This window comes from Pseudomonas sp. GW821-FHT07B01 (genome assembly GCF_059419065.1).
The window spans coordinates 1-15,214 of the sequence record NZ_JBWKRA010000004.1; the positions used below are offsets into that span (position 1 = coordinate 1).

The window sequence follows — 15,214 nt, forward strand, 5'->3', positions numbered from 1 at the left end:
CCCGCTCCCACAGTGGACCGCGATCCAAATGTGGGAGCGGGCTTGCCCGCGATGGCGCCAGTACAGACAACGCAGACTGACTTAGTCTTCCAGCAACTCTTCAGCCTGACCCAGGATGTTTTCCAGGGTGAAACCGAACTCTTCGAACAACGCTGGCGCCGGCGCCGACTCACCGTAGGTGGTCATGCCGATCACACGGCCTTCCAGGCCCACGTACTTGTACCAGTAGTCGGCGTGAGCCGCTTCGATGGCGATACGCGCACTGACCTGCAATGGCAATACCGATTGCTTGTAGCCGGCGTCCTGGGCTTCGAACACGCTGGTGCACGGCATGGACACAACGCGAACGTTGCGGCCTTGCTCGGTCAGCTTGTCGTACGCCTGAACGGTCAGGCCCACTTCGGAACCGGTGGAGATCAGGATCAGCTCCGGCTCGCCGATGCAGTCCTTGAGCACATAACCGCCACGGCTGATGTCGGCGATCTGCGCGTCGGTACGCACCTGGTGCTGCAGGTTCTGACGCGAGAAGATCAGCGCCGAAGGGCCATCCTTGCGCTCGATGGCGTGCTTCCAGGCCACGGCGGATTCCACCGCATCGGCTGGGCGCCAGCAATCCAGGTTCGGCGTGGTGCGCAGGCTGGTCAGTTGCTCGACCGGCTGGTGCGTCGGGCCGTCTTCGCCCAGGCCGATGGAGTCGTGGGTGTAGACGTGGATCACGCGCTTCTTCATCAGCGCCGCCATACGTACGGCGTTACGTGCGTATTCCATGAACATCAGGAAGGTCGCGCCGTATGGCACCAGGCCGCCGTGCAGGGACACGCCGTTCATGATGGCGCTCATGCCGAACTCGCGCACGCCGTAGTACATGTAGTTGCCGCTGGCGTCTTCGGCCGAGACACCTTTGCAACCCTTCCACAGGGTCAGGTTGGAACCGGCCAGGTCAGCCGAACCGCCGAGGAACTCAGGCAGCAACGGGCCAAAGGCGTTCAGGGTGTTCTGGCTGGCTTTACGGCTGGCGATGGTCTCGCCCTTGGCCGCGACTTCAGCGATGTAGGCCGAGGCCTTTTCCGAGAAGTCGGCAGGCAGGTCACCGGCCAGGCGGCGTACCAGCTCGTTGGCCAATTCCGGGAATTCGGCGGAGTACGCAGCGAAACGCTGGTCCCACTCGGATTCAGCCGCCAGGCCTTTTTCCTTGGCATCCCATTCAGCGTAGATGTCGGCCGGGATTTCGAACGGGCCGTGGTTCCACTTCAGCGCTTCGCGGGTCAGGGCGATTTCCGCGTCACCCAGTGGGGCGCCGTGGCAATCTTCTTTACCTTGCTTGTTCGGCGAGCCGAAACCGATGGTGGTCTTGCAGCAGATCAGGGTTGGCTGCACGCTCTTGCGAGCGGTGTCGATGGCGATCTTGATTTCTTCCGGATCGTGGCCGTCGACGTTGCGGATCACCTGCCAGTTGTAGGCTTCGAAACGCTTTGGCGTGTCGTCGGTGAACCAGCCTTCGACTTCACCGTCGATGGAGATGCCGTTGTCATCGTAGAACGCAATCAGCTTGCCCAGACCCAGGGTACCGGCCAGGGAAGCGACTTCGTGGGAGATGCCTTCCATCATGCAGCCATCACCCAGGAATACGTAGGTGTGGTGGTCAACGATGTCGTGGCCAGGGCGGTTGAACTGCGCGCCCAGGACTTTTTCCGCCAGGGCGAAACCAACCGCATTGGCCAAGCCTTGGCCCAGGGGACCGGTGGTGGTCTCGACGCCCGGGGTGTAGCCGAATTCCGGGTGGCCCGGGGTGCGGCTGTGCAGCTGACGGAAGCTCTTGAGGTCGTCGATGGTGACATCGTAGCCGGTCAGGTGCAGCAGCGAATAAATCAGCATCGAGCCGTGGCCGTTGGACAGCACGAAGCGGTCACGGTCGGCGAACGACGGGTTGCTGGGGTTGTGTTTCAGGTAGTCACGCCAAAGTACCTCGGCGATATCCGCCATGCCCATCGGGGCACCGGGATGGCCGCTGTTGGCTTTTTGCACGGCATCCATGCTGAGGGCACGAATGGCGTTGGCACGCTCACGACGGCTGGGCATCGCTGATCTCCTGGAGTTTGCTGAAAAGAAACGGAAAAAAGGACCGGCATTTTCCCTCAGCCACCGCCTGCGGGCAATGACAGATAGTCACTTGAGGGCGTTTTTCCTGTGCTTTGGGCATCAATCCCTTGCAGAAACCTTTAACCGGTTCGTCTAAAGGTTATAGCGACAGCTTATAACCGCCACTTATCGATCAATATCAAAACTTTTTGATATTGGCCTTGCGGGGATCTACACCCGTCACTAGACTGCTGGCCTTATGAACCTACCCGTGCCCTCCCTGCGTCCTGACGACGGCGATGAACTGGCTGCCTTGTGCAAGGCCGCTGGCGATCCGTTGCGCTTGAACGTACTGCGCGCACTGGCCAACGATTCTTTCGGGGTACTGGAGCTGGCGCAGATCTTCGCCATCGGCCAGTCCGGCATGAGCCACCATTTGAAGGTGCTGGCCCAGGCCGACCTGGTGGCTACCCGTCGCGAAGGCAATGCGATTTTCTACCGGCGTGCCCTACCCCATACCGAACTGCTTGGCGGCAAATTGCACGCTGCCCTGCTCGACGAAGTGGATAACTTGTGCCTGCCCGGCGATGTGCAATCGCGCATCGGCCAGGTGCACGGACAACGCGCCGCCGCCAGCCAGGATTTTTTCTCACGGGTGGCCGACAAGTTTCGCGCCCAGCAGGATCTGATCGCCGGCTTGGCCCAGTACCGCGAAAGCGTACTGGCGCTGCTGGACAAGCTGAGCTTCAGTGAAGAGGCCACGGCCTTGGAAGTCGGCCCTGGCGACGGCGGTTTCCTGCCCGAACTGGCGCGTCGCTTCGAGCAGGTCACCGCGCTGGATAACAGCCCGGCGATGCTTGAACTGGCGCGCCAACTCTGTGAGCGCGAAGCCTTGGGCAATGTGCGCCTACAGTTGGCCGACGCCCTGAGTGACACCGGCCTGCGAGCTGATTGCGTGGTGCTGAACATGGTCTTGCACCATTTCGCCGCACCGGCAGAAGCTCTCAAGCAAATGGCCGGGTTGCTGCACCCCGGCGGTAGCCTGCTGGTTACGGATTTATGCAGCCACAACCAGAATTGGGCCAAGGAGGCCTGCGGTGATCTCTGGCTGGGTTTTGAACAGGACGATCTGGCCCGTTGGGCCACCGCTGCGGGACTCGTTCCCGGGGAAAGCCTCTATGTAGGTTTACGTAATGGTTTCCAGATTCAGGTCCGCCATTTTCAGCGACCGGCTGGCGACACTCACCATCGGTAAATATCAGGAAAACATCGAGATGAGCGAATACTCCCTTTTCACCTCCGAGTCCGTGTCTGAAGGGCATCCGGACAAAATCGCCGACCAGATTTCTGACGCGGTGCTGGACGCTATCATCGCTGAAGACAAGTTCGCCCGTGTGGCGTGCGAGACGCTGGTGAAAACGGGCGTGGCGATCATCGCCGGCGAAGTTACCACCACTGCCTGGGTCGACCTGGAGCAGATCGTGCGTGACGTGATCACCGACATTGGCTACAACAGCTCCGACGTCGGCTTTGACGGCGCAACCTGCGGTGTGATGAACATCATCGGCAAGCAGTCCCCGGACATCAACCAGGGCGTTGATCGGGCCAAGCCTGAAGACCAGGGCGCCGGCGACCAAGGCCTGATGTTCGGCTACGCCAGCAACGAAACCGACGTACTGATGCCCGCGCCGATCACCTTCTCGCACCAGCTGGTACAACGCCAGGCCGAGGCGCGTAAATCCGGCGTACTGCCATGGCTGCGCCCTGACGCCAAGTCCCAGGTGACCTGCCGCTACGAAGGCGGCAAAGTCGTGGGCATCGACGCCGTCGTACTGTCGACCCAGCACAACCCGGATGTGTCCTACGCCGACCTGCGTGAAGGCGTGATGGAACTGATCGTCAAGCACGTGTTGCCTGCCGAGCTGCTGACCAAGGACACCCAGTTCCACATCAACCCGACCGGCCAGTTCATCATCGGTGGCCCCGTGGGCGACTGCGGCCTGACCGGCCGCAAGATCATCGTCGACAGCTACGGCGGCATGGCCCGTCACGGCGGTGGCGCGTTCTCCGGCAAGGACCCGTCCAAGGTTGACCGTTCTGCGGCTTACGCCGGTCGTTATGTGGCCAAGAATATCGTGGCTGCCGGCCTGGCCGAGCGCTGCGAAATCCAGGTTTCCTACGCCATTGGCGTCGCCCAGCCTACGTCGATCTCGCTGAACACCTTCGGCACCGGCAAGATCAGCGATGACAAGATCGTCAAGCTGGTGCGTGAGATCTTCGACCTGCGCCCTTACGCGATCACCACCATGCTCGACCTGCTGCACCCGATGTACCAGGAAACCGCAGCCTACGGCCACTTCGGCCGCACCCCGGCGCAGAAGACTGTGGGTGATGACACCTTCAGTACCTTCACCTGGGAAAAAACCGACCGCGCCAACGACCTGCGTACCGCCGCCGGCCTGTAATCGTTCGCGGTAAAGAGAGCCCCGCCAGGTCTGCCTGGCGGGGCTTTTTGTTGCCTGCAGGGCCTCTTCGGGCTTTTTTGGATCCAAGGCTTGCAGGCAAAATGATGGCCCACTAGAATCCGCGCCCTCTCGGGCCCTTCACCTTATTTGGATATTGCACTGCGCCCGCCCGGGATGGATAAGCGCGCAGGCAATCGAACATTGAGGTTTTCATGCGCATTTCCACGCTCGCCCCTGCCGCCCTTCTGCTCAGCCTGTTCACCCTGTCGGCCCAGGCCGCTGACCTGAACGCGCTGAGCGGCGCCCTGAGTGCCCAGCTCGGTGGCGGCAACGCCGGCGACTGCCAACAGCAACCCAAAGACCTGCAAGCCAAGATCGACGCGGCCAATGCCAATAACGATCTGTTGAAAGTGCGGGCATATGAGGCTGCGCTGGAGCAGGTCAATAAAGCTTGCAACAAACTCGCCGACAGCCAGGCAAAAGTCGACGCCAAGCAGCAAAAACAGCAGGCCAAGGCGGAAAACAATGAGGCTGTGAAGGCCTTGGGCGGCCTGTTCAAGTAAACAGAAATACCCGGTAAAAAGCCCCGCTCGGTCGGGGCTTTTTTGTGGGCGCGTGGATCACTTAGGCTGGGCGCCCTTTTCGAGCAAGGATGCTCATGATGCACGTATTACTGGCTGCTCTCATAAGCGCCCTGCCAGCCTGGGCCTGGGCCGAAACCTGTCCGGATAACGTTCACTTGCAGTTGGAAACCCTGTCCAGGCAAATCCAGCAGTGGGACGACAGCTACCATCGACAGGGCAAAGCCTTGGTCAGCGATGAGCTCTACGACCAGGCCCGCAGACGCCTGGCGCATTGGCAGGAATGCACTCGCGAGCAGACACGCAAGCCTGATAACCCGCTGGCCAGTGCGCGCGGTGCCTTACCTCACCCGGTCGCACACACTGGCCTGCAAAAGCTGCCGAGCGAGTCGACCGTCAGTGACTGGCTCAGCACTCGACGGGATGTATGGGTTCAACCCAAGGTCGATGGCGTTGCGGTGACACTGGTGTATCGCCAGGGCCGCTTGCATCAGCTCATCAGTCGGGGCGACGGCCTGCTGGGCCACGATTGGTCAGCCTCCGCCGCCAAGATCCCCGGCATTGTCCAACAGTTGCCCGACGCCGTTGATGTGGTGCTGCAAGGCGAACTCTATTGGCGCCTCAACCACCATGTGCAATCGCTCAAGGGCGGGCTCAATGCACGCAGCAAAGTGGCTGGCCTGATGAACCGTCGTCGGTTGAGCGATGCCGAGGCTGCCGGGATCGGCCTGTTCGTCTGGGCGTGGCCCGACGGCCCGACGGATTTCACCGAACACCTGGCCACCTTGGCGCGCTGGGGCTTCACCGATAGCCAACAGTACAGCCAACCCGTCAGCACCATCAGCGAAGCTGCGCATTGGCGCACGCATTGGTACAACGCGCCATTACCCTTCGCCAGCGACGGCGTGGTGCTGCACCAGGCTGCGCGAGCGCCCGCCGAGCGCTGGCAAGCCAGTGCGCCCTACTGGTCGGTTGCCTGGAAGTACCCGGCCATCAAGGCACTGGCCCTGGTGCGCAAGGTCGCGTTCAGGATCGGACGTACCGGGCGTATTACACCTATTCTCGAATTGGAGCCCGTACGGCTGGATGATCGGCAGATCAGCCGAGTGAGCGTCGGCTCCCTGAAACGCTGGCAAGCCCTGGATATCCGCCCCGGCGATCAGGTGTCGATCAGCCTGGCGGGCCAGGTCATACCGCGACTGGACGAGGTGATCCTGCGCAACGAGACACGCGTGGACGTGCAGGTACCCAACGCTCAAGACTTCCACGCCTTGAGCTGCTGGCAACTGGACACTGGCTGCGAAGACCAACTGCTCGCCCGCCTCACCTGGCTGAGCGGTAAACACGGCCTGGCCTTGCCCCACATGGGGCGCGAAACCTGGAACGTATTGATCCAGGCCGGTCTAATCGCAGGCTTTCTCGATTGGTTGACACTTGATGCGGCCGAGCTTGCTACCATTGAGGGCTTAGGCGAGCGTACCCGTGCGCGGGTGCTCGACAGTATTCAAAGCGCCCGGCAACGCCCTTTTTCACTATGGCTCAAGGCCTTGGGCGTGCCGCCGGCGGCGCGCAACAACCTGGAAGGAGACTGGCAGACGCTGGTCGCCAAAGACACTCAAGCCTGGCTGGCCTCAGATGGCATCGGCCCGGGACGCGCGGCGCAACTCAGCGCTTTTTTTCGCGACCCGCAGGTACAAGCCTTGGCTGAAACATTACGCGGAGCCGGGATAGATGGGTTTTGATCCCTCCGCCACCTGATTGCGAACCTGGAGTCTTATATGAAATTTCTCGCCCCCTTTGCCTTGCTGACCTTCGCGAGCTTCATGGCCACGCCGCTGTTGGCCGCCGAAGACGCACAACCCCTCACCGGCTGCGCCGCCAAGCGCCAGGCCATCAGCAGCCAGATCGAACAAGCCAAGGCCCACGGCAACAGCGCGCAACAGGCTGGCCTGGAAAAAGCCCTGGCCGAAGTTACCGCCCACTGCACCGATGCCGGCTTGAAGAAAGAACGTGAAAACAAGGTGCTCGACGCCAAGCACGAAGTCAGCCGCCGTCAGGCCGACCTCGACAAGGCCATGAAAAAAGGCGACCCGGACAAGATCAACAAGCGTAAGGAGAAGCTGGCCGACTCGCGTAAAGAGCTGCAGGACGCCGTGGAAGAACTCGACCAGTAAAACCGATCAATGATCGCGGAACTGTTTATGGCAGGCGCTGCAGGCATCTTCAACTTTTTGCACCGCAGGTTGAAGGCTACTGGCTTTATAAGGTTGCACCTGGCTGGCGATCACCAATTCACCGGTGGCCGCCTCAAGTTCGCGGGCCAGTTGCTGGAACTGCGCCTGTTTTTGCCACACATCATCTTTGGCACTGGTGTGGTCTTCTTCGCGTACGCTCGGGAAATGTTTCCACGGTTCATGGGACAACGCATCCAGCTTGACCGCACCCTCGGCGAACTTGGCGCCATCAAATGGGATACGTCCGCGCAGCATGCCGCCCAGGTCTTCACCGGTCTTGAGCATCTGCTTGAAAATCGCCTTGCGCTGGCCCAGGGGGGAATTGGGATCAACACCGCCACAGGCAGACAAAGCCAGGCAGGCCAGCAATACAACGGTCAGTTTTTTTAACATCATCATGGCTTCAAGGTCACGGGAAACGGCGGCCAGTATCCTCGCACCGCCCACAAAGACCAATAGCCCTATTAATAATAAGGTTGCCCGGATGCAGTGAAGCGCGGGCAATCGTTTCAGGAATTGCTTGCATGAATGTCACCTTCAAACCCTGGGGCCGCCGCCTGGCTTGGGCTCTGCCAATGTTCGCGCTACTGGCTGGCTGCGATGCCGGTAAAGACACCGATAAAGAAGTTGCCCAGGAGCCAACCAAACCTCACGCCGTTGCCACCTATGTGAGCGCACCGTGGGAAGCCCTGCCGAGCGTTTCCGACAGCGACTTGCTCGCCGGGTTTGAATCCTGGCGCAGCGCCTGCCAGCGCCTCAAGGCCGACCCGATCTGGGGCCCGACCTGCGCGACAGCGGCCAGCGTACCGGGCGATGCCGTAGCGGTTCGTAGCTTTCTCAAGGAACACCTGGATGTCTTCGGCCTGCGTTCGGCCAACAACACGCCAAACGGCTTGATCACGGGTTATTACGAGCCGGTCTACCCCGGCAGCCTGACCAAGACCGCCACCGCCCACGTGCCGGTGTACGGCGTGCCGGACGACCTGATTGTCGTCAACCTCGAAAGCATCTATCCGGAGCTCAAGGGCAAGCGCCTGCGCGGGCGCCTGGAAGGCCGTGTGCTCAAGCCGTATGACGACGCCAGCACTCTCAACAGCCAAGGCTCCACCGCCAAGCCGATCGCCTGGCTGACCGACCCGATGGATCTGCAGTTCCTGCAAATCCAGGGCTCGGGGCGTATTCAACTGGCCGGCGGGCGTCAACTGCGTGTGGGTTACGGCGACCAGAACGGCTACCCGTACCGCCCTATTGGCCGTTGGTTGGTGGAACAAGGCGAACTGAAAAAAGAAGACGTGACCATGGGTGCCATCAGCGCCTGGGCCAAGGCCCATCCGCAGCGCATTCCAGAACTGTTGGCGAGCAACCCCAGCTACGTATTCTTCAGCGCCCGCCCCGACAGCAACGAAGGCCCGCGCGGTTCGCTGAACGTGCCATTGACCGCTGGCTACAGTGTGGCAGTGGATCGCAAGGTGATTCCGCTGGGCAGCCTGTTGTGGTTGTCGACCACCAAACCAGACGGCACGCCACTGGCACGCCCCGTCGCCGCGCAGGATACCGGCGGCGCAATCACCGGAGAAGTGCGCGCAGATCTGTTCTGGGGCACAGGCAATGCCGCAGGCGAGTTGGCGGGGAATATGAAACAGCAAGGGCAGATCTGGATGCTGTGGCCCAAAGGCGCGGCGTTGCCCCAGGTGCCAGATGCGCCTGCCGGAACCTGACAATCGCTGATAATCAATGTGGGAGAGGCGCGCCCTGAACCCAGTCAGTTATCGCAAATCCCCTGTGGGAGCGGGCTTGCCCTAATGCCAGTCAGTTAAGACAGAATCGGTAACTGTGGCGAGGGAGCTTGCTCCCGCTGGGGCGCGAAGCGGCCCCAAAAATGGGACTGCTACGCAGTCCAGCGGGAGCAAGCTCCCTCGCCACAAGTCACTGGCTGTCTGCTCTAGCTCTTAACTGACTGGCATTAGGGCTTGCTCCCTCCCGCATAGCGACGGCGGCGTCCCTCAGATCGAAACGAAGAAGAAACTCGCAATCAACGCCATACCCACGGCCCACACCAGCGAACGCAAGATCGCCCAGTCCGCCAGGTAGCAGATGATGTACAGCAGGCGGCTGGTGATAAACAGCACTGCCAGCACGTTGATCGTCACCAGTTCGGCGTTGCCGGCCAGGTGCGCAATGATGACTGCAGCGGCAAACGCCGGGGTCACTTCGAAACTGTTGAGTTGCGCGCTATGAGCACGCTTGGCGACGCCTTCCAGGCTATCGAGGAAGGCACGCGGGTCGTGGTTATCCCGTGGCCCGAACTTGCCTGTGCTGAACTTGGCCACACCGGTGCAAATGTACGGCAGAAAGATTGCGATCAATACACACCATAAAGCGACTGTCATCACCGATTCCTTTTAGTTTTATCCGACGGTTAGAGTTTCATCACCAACATGCCAATCAACACCACCCCACAGGCTATGAGCCGTGGACGGCCAAAAGGTTCTTTCAAGTAACGCATACCGAACAGCACCACCAGAATCACACTGACTTCGCGCAGCGCGGCGGCTTCGGCAATCGAGCCCAACTGCATGGCCCAAAGTACCAAAGCGTAGCTCAACAACACGCACAGCCCCACGCTCAAGCCCAACCGCCACTGGGTGCGCCAGAACAGGCTGAAGGCTGCACGCTCGCGCACCAGCGCCAGCAACGGAAACGGCCAGGCGCTGATCAGCGTCATCCACACCAGGTAATCCAGCGGATGCGACCAGCGCCGCAGCGCCTGCCCGTCCAGAAAGGTGTAGCAGCCGATGCACAGACCAATCAACACCACCACCGGTAGCATCGACCAGGGCAACCGGTCACCGCCGCCGCCCTGCCACAGCAGGCACACCATGCCGAACGGAATCAGCAGAATCCCCAGAATCTGCTGGCTACTCAACACTTCGCCGGCAAACACCAGGGTCAGCACCAGCACCACTAGCGGCGATAAACCGCGCATCAACGGATACACCAGGCCCAGGTCACCCACCCGATAGGCCTGGATCAACAAATAGCGATAGAGCAATTCAAACAGCGCAGAGGCCATGATCCAAGGCCAGATGTCCAGCGGCGGCAAGGACACGAAGCCCACCGCGAACACCACGAACAGCAGCGCCACACTGTCCATGCAGGCAATGACTAAAAGGCGCTCGCCACTGAACTTGATCAAGGTGTTCCACGTCGCATGCAACAGCGCCGCTACCAGCACCAGGGCTGTCGCTACCACCAGAACCTCCTTAATTGATACGTCATGTAACAGCACCTGTTTATACTAACCACCGATTCGACGCACCCCGTGCGCCTATATTTCCCTGCTCCAAGGACCCCGGATGCTTGAACTTGTCGCCGCCTTCATCTGCCTCACCACCCTGCTCACTTATGTGAACTTCCGCTTTATCGGCCTGCCGCCCACCATTGGCGTGATGGTCACCGCACTGTTGTTCTCGCTGATCCTGCAAGGCCTGAGCGTGCTCGGCTACCCAGGCCTGGAAGAACGTATCCAGCAGTTGATCGGCCAGATCGACTTCGGCGATTTGCTGATGAACTGGATGCTGTCGTTCCTGCTGTTCGCCGGCGCCTTGCACGTCAACTTGAACGACTTGCGCAGCTACCGCTGGCCCATCGGCCTGCTGGCAACCTTTGGCGTATTGATCGCCACCGTGGTGATCGGCAGCCTGGCGTACTACATCTTCGCCCTGTTTGGCTGGCACGTGAGCTTCCTTTACTGCTTGCTGTTCGGCGCGCTGATTTCCCCCACCGACCCCATTGCGGTGCTCGGCGTGCTGCGGACCGCCAATGCCTCCAAGCCGCTGAAAACCACCATCGTCGGCGAGTCGCTGTTCAATGACGGCACCGCCGTGGTGGTGTTTACCGTGCTGCTGGGTATCGCGCAGTTGGGTGAGACGCCCACCGTGAGCGCCACGGCCATGCTGTTTGCCCACGAAGCCATTGGCGGCGTGCTGTTTGGCGGGCTGATCGGCTATCTCGTGTACCTGATGATCAAGAGCATCGAACAGCACCAGATCGAAGTCATGCTGACCCTCGCCCTGGTGATCGGCGGCTCGGCCATGGCCTCGGAGCTGCATGTGTCCGCACCGATTGCGATGGTGGTCGCGGGGCTGATCATCGGTAACCTGGGACGCAAGCTGGCGATGAACGACATGACGCGTCGCTACCTGGATGGTTTCTGGGAACTGCTCGATGACATGCTCAATGCCTTGCTGTTTGCGCTGATCGGCATGGAGCTGCTGCTATTGCCATTCAACTGGCTGCACGTGTTCGCGGCCAGCCTGCTGGCAGTGGCGATCCTGCTCTCGCGCCTGCTGACCGTGGCCCCGGCGATCCTGTTGCTGCGCCGTTGGCGCACGGTGCCACGCGGCACTATCCGCATCCTCACCTGGGGTGGCCTGCGCGGCGGCGTCTCGGTGGCACTGGCCTTGGCCCTGCCTCTGGGCCCGGAGCGTGACTTGTTGCTGAGCATCACCTACATCGTGGTGCTGTCTTCGATCCTGTTGCAGGGGTTGAGCATCGGCAAGCTGGTCAAGCACGTGACCCGGGACGAACCCCAGGCCACGCCTGAGCATCACTGATCCTTGTTGATCTGCTGCGGATGCCTCGGGTCCGCAGCCTTTTTACCTGGCAGGCTGCTTTCGCTGCGAACCTGCGCATGGCTGATCAACGCGAAGATGAAACTGCCGCCGATGATGTTGCCGGCCAGGGTCGGCCCGGCGAAGACCAGCCAGAAATCCTTCCATGGCAATTCGCCGGCAAATACCAGGTAGGACACTTCGGCTGAACCGACGACGATATGGGTGAAGTCACCCAGCGCCATGAAGTAGGTGATCAGAATGATGATCCACAGCTTGGCACTCTCCATCGACGGGATCATCCAGACCATGGTGGCGATCATCCAACCGGAGACGATGCCCTTGGCGAACATCTGCGCGGGGTCGTTCTCCATGACCTTGCGCCCGATCTCGAGGAAGGCCAGGTCGGTCTTGGTATCGAAGATCGGCAGGTGCAGCATCACGTAAGCCACCAGCAAGGTGCCACACAGGTTGCCCACCAGCACCACTGACCACAGCCGCAACAGACGCCCGGCATTCGCCAGGGTTGGCTTGCTCATCACCGGTAGCACGGCGGTCAGGGTGTTTTCGGTAAACAGTTGCTGGCGTGCCAGGATCACCGCGAGGAAGCCCGCGCAGTAGCCGAAGCTGGCAATTACCTTGAAGGCTTCGCCCTCAGGCAGGCGTGAATTGAGCAGCCCCATGGCCATCAGTGACAAGCCCATGGTCAGCCCGGCTGCCAAGGCCGACCACCACAACGCGGCGACACTGCGCTCCAGCTCCTGGTCGCCCTGGGTACGAATGATTTCGTGCAATACCGCTGCGCGGGGCGGCTGGTTCTTGTCGACGTCCTGCTGCTCTTCCTGGGACAGGTTGGGGGTCTTGCCGTCTTCTTGCGTAGCCATGGTGATACCTGAACGGGGGGCGATGTTCAGGTACGACCTATGGTTGATGAAGAGCGTTCACTGGTCCTGCGCGGGATTACTCGCTGAGGCCGTCTTCCTGGAACTGATCCTTGACGTACTTGATCTCTGTACGGCCGTGAGGCGCGGGCAAACCGTCTTCGCCGAGGTTGACGAAGACCATTTTTTCTACCGTCAGGATGCTTTTGCGCGTGATCTTGTTACGCACTTCACAGGTCAGGGTAATAGAGGTACGACCAAACTCGGTGGCCGTGATCCCCAGCTCGATGATGTCGCCCTGGCGCGAGGCGCTGACAAAGTTGATTTCCGAGATGTACTTGGTGACCACGCGCTGGTTGCCGAGTTGGACAATGGCGTAGATGGCCGCTTCTTCGTCGATCCAGCGCAACAGACTGCCGCCGAACAGTGTGCCGTTGGGGTTGAGGTCTTCGGGTTTTACCCATTTGCGGGTGTGGAAGTTCATGGTCACTCCAAAGCGTCTTGCCAAATGATAGGCAACATCATGGCAGAGCAAGGACCCAAGCTCTATGAACCATTAGCTATCAAGCCCATGAACGATCTTCATGCCGCCGACAGAAAGGCTTGGGAAGTGCCGCTTACACGGCTATAATCGCCTCCGCTTCAAAACGGTCATCTTCGATTGATACCGTTCTCCCGCCACCTGTCCGAGGGGCGCTGCAGCAGGTTCAACCTGTCAGGCTCGGATGGGGCGTTGTCCGGCCTGGTTGCCCTGGCCTGATACTAAACGCACAACGGCGCCCATTCGCACACTACGAATGGAGGCTCTCTATGAGCGCTGTAATGACGCCTGCAGATTTCAACGACTACAAAGTCGCCGACATGTCCCTTGCTGCCTGGGGCCGTCGCGAAACCTTTATCGCCGAATCCGAAATGCCAGCCCTGATGGGCCTGCGTCGCAAGTACGCCGCTGAGCAGCCGCTCAAGGGCGCCAAGATTCTCGGCTGCATCCACATGACCATCCAGACTGCCGTGCTGATCGAAACCCTGGTTGCTCTGGGTGCCGAAGTGCGTTGGTCGTCCTGCAATATCTTCTCGACTCAAGACCAGGCCGCTGCCGCTATCGCTGCTGCCGGTATCCCGGTATTCGCCTGGAAAGGCGAGACCGAAGAAGAGTACGAGTGGTGCCTGGAGCAAACCATCCTCAAAGATGGCGCGCCTTGGGATGCCAACATGATCCTTGACGACGGCGGCGACCTCACCGAGTTGCTGCACAAGAAATACCCGCAGATCCTCGACCGCGTCCACGGCGTGACCGAAGAGACCACCACCGGCGTACACCGCCTGCTGGACATGCTGGCCAAGGGCGAGCTGAAAATCCCGGCCATCAACGTCAACGACTCGGTGACCAAGAGCAAGAACGACAACAAGTACGGCTGCCGTCACAGCCTGAACGATGCGATCAAGCGCGGCACCGACCACCTGCTGTCGGGCAAGCAAGCCCTGGTGATCGGCTACGGTGACGTGGGCAAGGGTTCGTCCCAGTCCCTGCGTCAGGAAGGCATGATCGTCAAGGTCTCCGAAGTCGACCCGATCTGCGCCATGCAAGCCTGCATGGACGGTTTCGAAGTGGTTTCGCCGTTCATCAACGGCCAGAACGACGGCACCTCCGCCTGCATCGACGCAGCCCTGCTGGGCAAGATCGACCTGATCGTCACCACCACCGGTAACGTGAATGTGTGCGATGCGAACATGCTCAAGGCCCTGAAGAAGCGCGCCGTTGTCTGCAACATCGGTCACTTCGACAACGAGATCGACACCGCTTTCATGCGCAAGAACTGGGCATGGGAAGAAGTGAAGCCGCAGGTACACAAGGTTCACCGTACCGGCGCTGGTGATTTCGACCCACAGAATGATGACTACCTGATCCTGCTGGCCGAAGGCCGCCTGGTGAACCTGGGCAACGCCACTGGTCACCCAAGCCGCATCATGGATGGCTCGTTCGCCAACCAGGTGCTGGCGCAGATCTTCCTGTTCGAACAGAAGTACGCCGACCTGTCGCCAGCCCAGAAAGCCGAGCGCCTGACTGTGGAAGTACTGCCGAAGAAACTCGACGAAGAAGTGGCCCTGGAAATGGTCCGCGGCTTCGGCGGTGTGGTGACTCAACTGACCAAGACCCAGGCCGACTACATCGGCGTGACGGTTGAAGGCCCGTTCAAGCCGCACGCTTACCGCTACTGATCGGCCTTGCTGGCGCCGGCTCTTCTGTGGGAGCCGGGCTTGCCCGCGATGCAGACGCCTCGGTGTTCCAGTAACACCGAGCTGATGCTATCGCAGGCAAGCCAGCTCCCACAGAAAGCCAGGCACCCGCATCGATTGCGT

14 protein-coding genes and 1 riboswitch are annotated in these 15,214 nt (G+C 60.6%); of the genes, 8 read left to right on the forward strand and 6 right to left on the reverse strand.

Features of this window, described 5'->3' with window-relative positions; genetic code table 11:
* Positions 1-81: 81 nt before the first annotated feature.
* Positions 82-2,079, reverse strand: coding sequence for a transketolase (gene tkt / locus AC07S6_RS05770; RefSeq protein ID WP_495111909.1), 1,998 nt, complete (start codon positions 2,077-2,079; stop codon positions 82-84).
* A gap of 259 nt (positions 2,080-2,338) precedes the next feature.
* On the opposite strand from tkt, the gene AC07S6_RS05775 reads away from it, so the two are divergent.
* From AC07S6_RS05775 to AC07S6_RS05795, 5 genes are all read left to right on the forward strand, one after another.
* Complete coding sequence (locus AC07S6_RS05775; RefSeq protein WP_003194962.1) at positions 2,339-3,334, forward strand: ArsR/SmtB family transcription factor; 996 nt, start codon at positions 2,339-2,341, stop codon at positions 3,332-3,334.
* Between the two features lie 19 nt (positions 3,335-3,353).
* Positions 3,354-4,544 (forward strand): methionine adenosyltransferase, encoded by a 1,191-nt coding sequence (gene metK / locus AC07S6_RS05780; protein WP_003194964.1) that lies wholly within the window; start codon positions 3,354-3,356, stop codon positions 4,542-4,544.
* Positions 4,545-4,756: 212 nt separating this feature from the next.
* Positions 4,757-5,107, forward strand: coding sequence for a DUF1090 family protein (locus AC07S6_RS05785; protein ID WP_054899039.1), 351 nt, complete (start codon positions 4,757-4,759; stop codon positions 5,105-5,107).
* Between the two features lie 95 nt (positions 5,108-5,202).
* A complete protein-coding gene (gene ligB / locus AC07S6_RS05790) occupies positions 5,203-6,867 on the forward strand; it encodes an NAD-dependent DNA ligase LigB (RefSeq protein ID WP_495111910.1) in 1,665 nt (554 codons plus the stop codon).
* Positions 6,868-6,903: 36 nt separating this feature from the next.
* On the forward strand, positions 6,904-7,299 hold the full coding sequence (locus AC07S6_RS05795) for a DUF1090 domain-containing protein (RefSeq protein WP_034129072.1): 396 nt from the start codon (positions 6,904-6,906) through the stop codon (positions 7,297-7,299).
* Positions 7,300-7,305: 6 nt separating this feature from the next.
* Here AC07S6_RS05795 and AC07S6_RS05800 read toward each other — a convergent pair whose 3' ends face one another.
* A complete protein-coding gene (locus tag AC07S6_RS05800; RefSeq protein WP_034128909.1) occupies positions 7,306-7,755 on the reverse strand; it encodes a c-type cytochrome in 450 nt (149 codons plus the stop codon).
* Positions 7,756-7,883: 128 nt separating this feature from the next.
* Between AC07S6_RS05800 and mltA the strand changes: the two genes are divergently transcribed.
* Positions 7,884-9,077 carry a murein transglycosylase A gene (gene mltA, locus AC07S6_RS05805; protein ID WP_034128910.1) on the forward strand — a complete coding sequence of 398 codons (1,194 nt, stop codon included), beginning with the start codon at positions 7,884-7,886 and terminating at the stop codon, positions 9,075-9,077.
* Positions 9,078-9,362: 285 nt separating this feature from the next.
* Here the strand turns inward: mltA and AC07S6_RS05810 are convergent, their stop codons facing one another.
* Both AC07S6_RS05810 and AC07S6_RS05815 read right to left on the reverse strand, forming a co-directional pair.
* Positions 9,363-9,749 carry an MAPEG family protein gene (locus tag AC07S6_RS05810; RefSeq protein WP_197883579.1) on the reverse strand — a complete coding sequence of 129 codons (387 nt, stop codon included), beginning with the start codon at positions 9,747-9,749 and terminating at the stop codon, positions 9,363-9,365.
* A 29-nt stretch (positions 9,750-9,778) separates the two neighbouring features.
* Positions 9,779-10,612 carry an EamA family transporter gene (locus AC07S6_RS05815; protein ID WP_495111911.1) on the reverse strand — a complete coding sequence of 278 codons (834 nt, stop codon included), beginning with the start codon at positions 10,610-10,612 and terminating at the stop codon, positions 9,779-9,781.
* Positions 10,613-10,715: 103 nt separating this feature from the next.
* Between AC07S6_RS05815 and AC07S6_RS05820 the strand changes: the two genes are divergently transcribed.
* Positions 10,716-11,975 (forward strand): cation:proton antiporter, encoded by a 1,260-nt coding sequence (locus AC07S6_RS05820; RefSeq protein ID WP_034128913.1) that lies wholly within the window; start codon positions 10,716-10,718, stop codon positions 11,973-11,975.
* On the opposite strand, the gene AC07S6_RS05825 is transcribed toward AC07S6_RS05820, so the two are convergent.
* Both AC07S6_RS05825 and AC07S6_RS05830 read right to left on the reverse strand, forming a co-directional pair.
* A complete protein-coding gene (locus tag AC07S6_RS05825) occupies positions 11,969-12,856 on the reverse strand; it encodes a formate/nitrite transporter family protein (protein ID WP_034128914.1) in 888 nt (295 codons plus the stop codon). The genes AC07S6_RS05820 and AC07S6_RS05825 overlap by 7 nt on opposite strands.
* Before the next feature lie 76 nt (positions 12,857-12,932).
* Positions 12,933-13,337, reverse strand: coding sequence for an acyl-CoA thioesterase (locus tag AC07S6_RS05830; protein WP_034128915.1), 405 nt, complete (start codon positions 13,335-13,337; stop codon positions 12,933-12,935).
* Positions 13,338-13,535: 198 nt separating this feature from the next.
* A riboswitch (S-adenosyl-L-homocysteine riboswitch) is annotated at positions 13,536-13,642 on the forward strand.
* A gap of 21 nt (positions 13,643-13,663) precedes the next feature.
* Here AC07S6_RS05830 and ahcY point away from each other — a divergent pair.
* On the forward strand, positions 13,664-15,073 hold the full coding sequence (gene ahcY, locus AC07S6_RS05835; protein ID WP_003194990.1) for an adenosylhomocysteinase: 1,410 nt from the start codon (positions 13,664-13,666) through the stop codon (positions 15,071-15,073).
* Positions 15,074-15,214 lie beyond the last annotated feature (141 nt).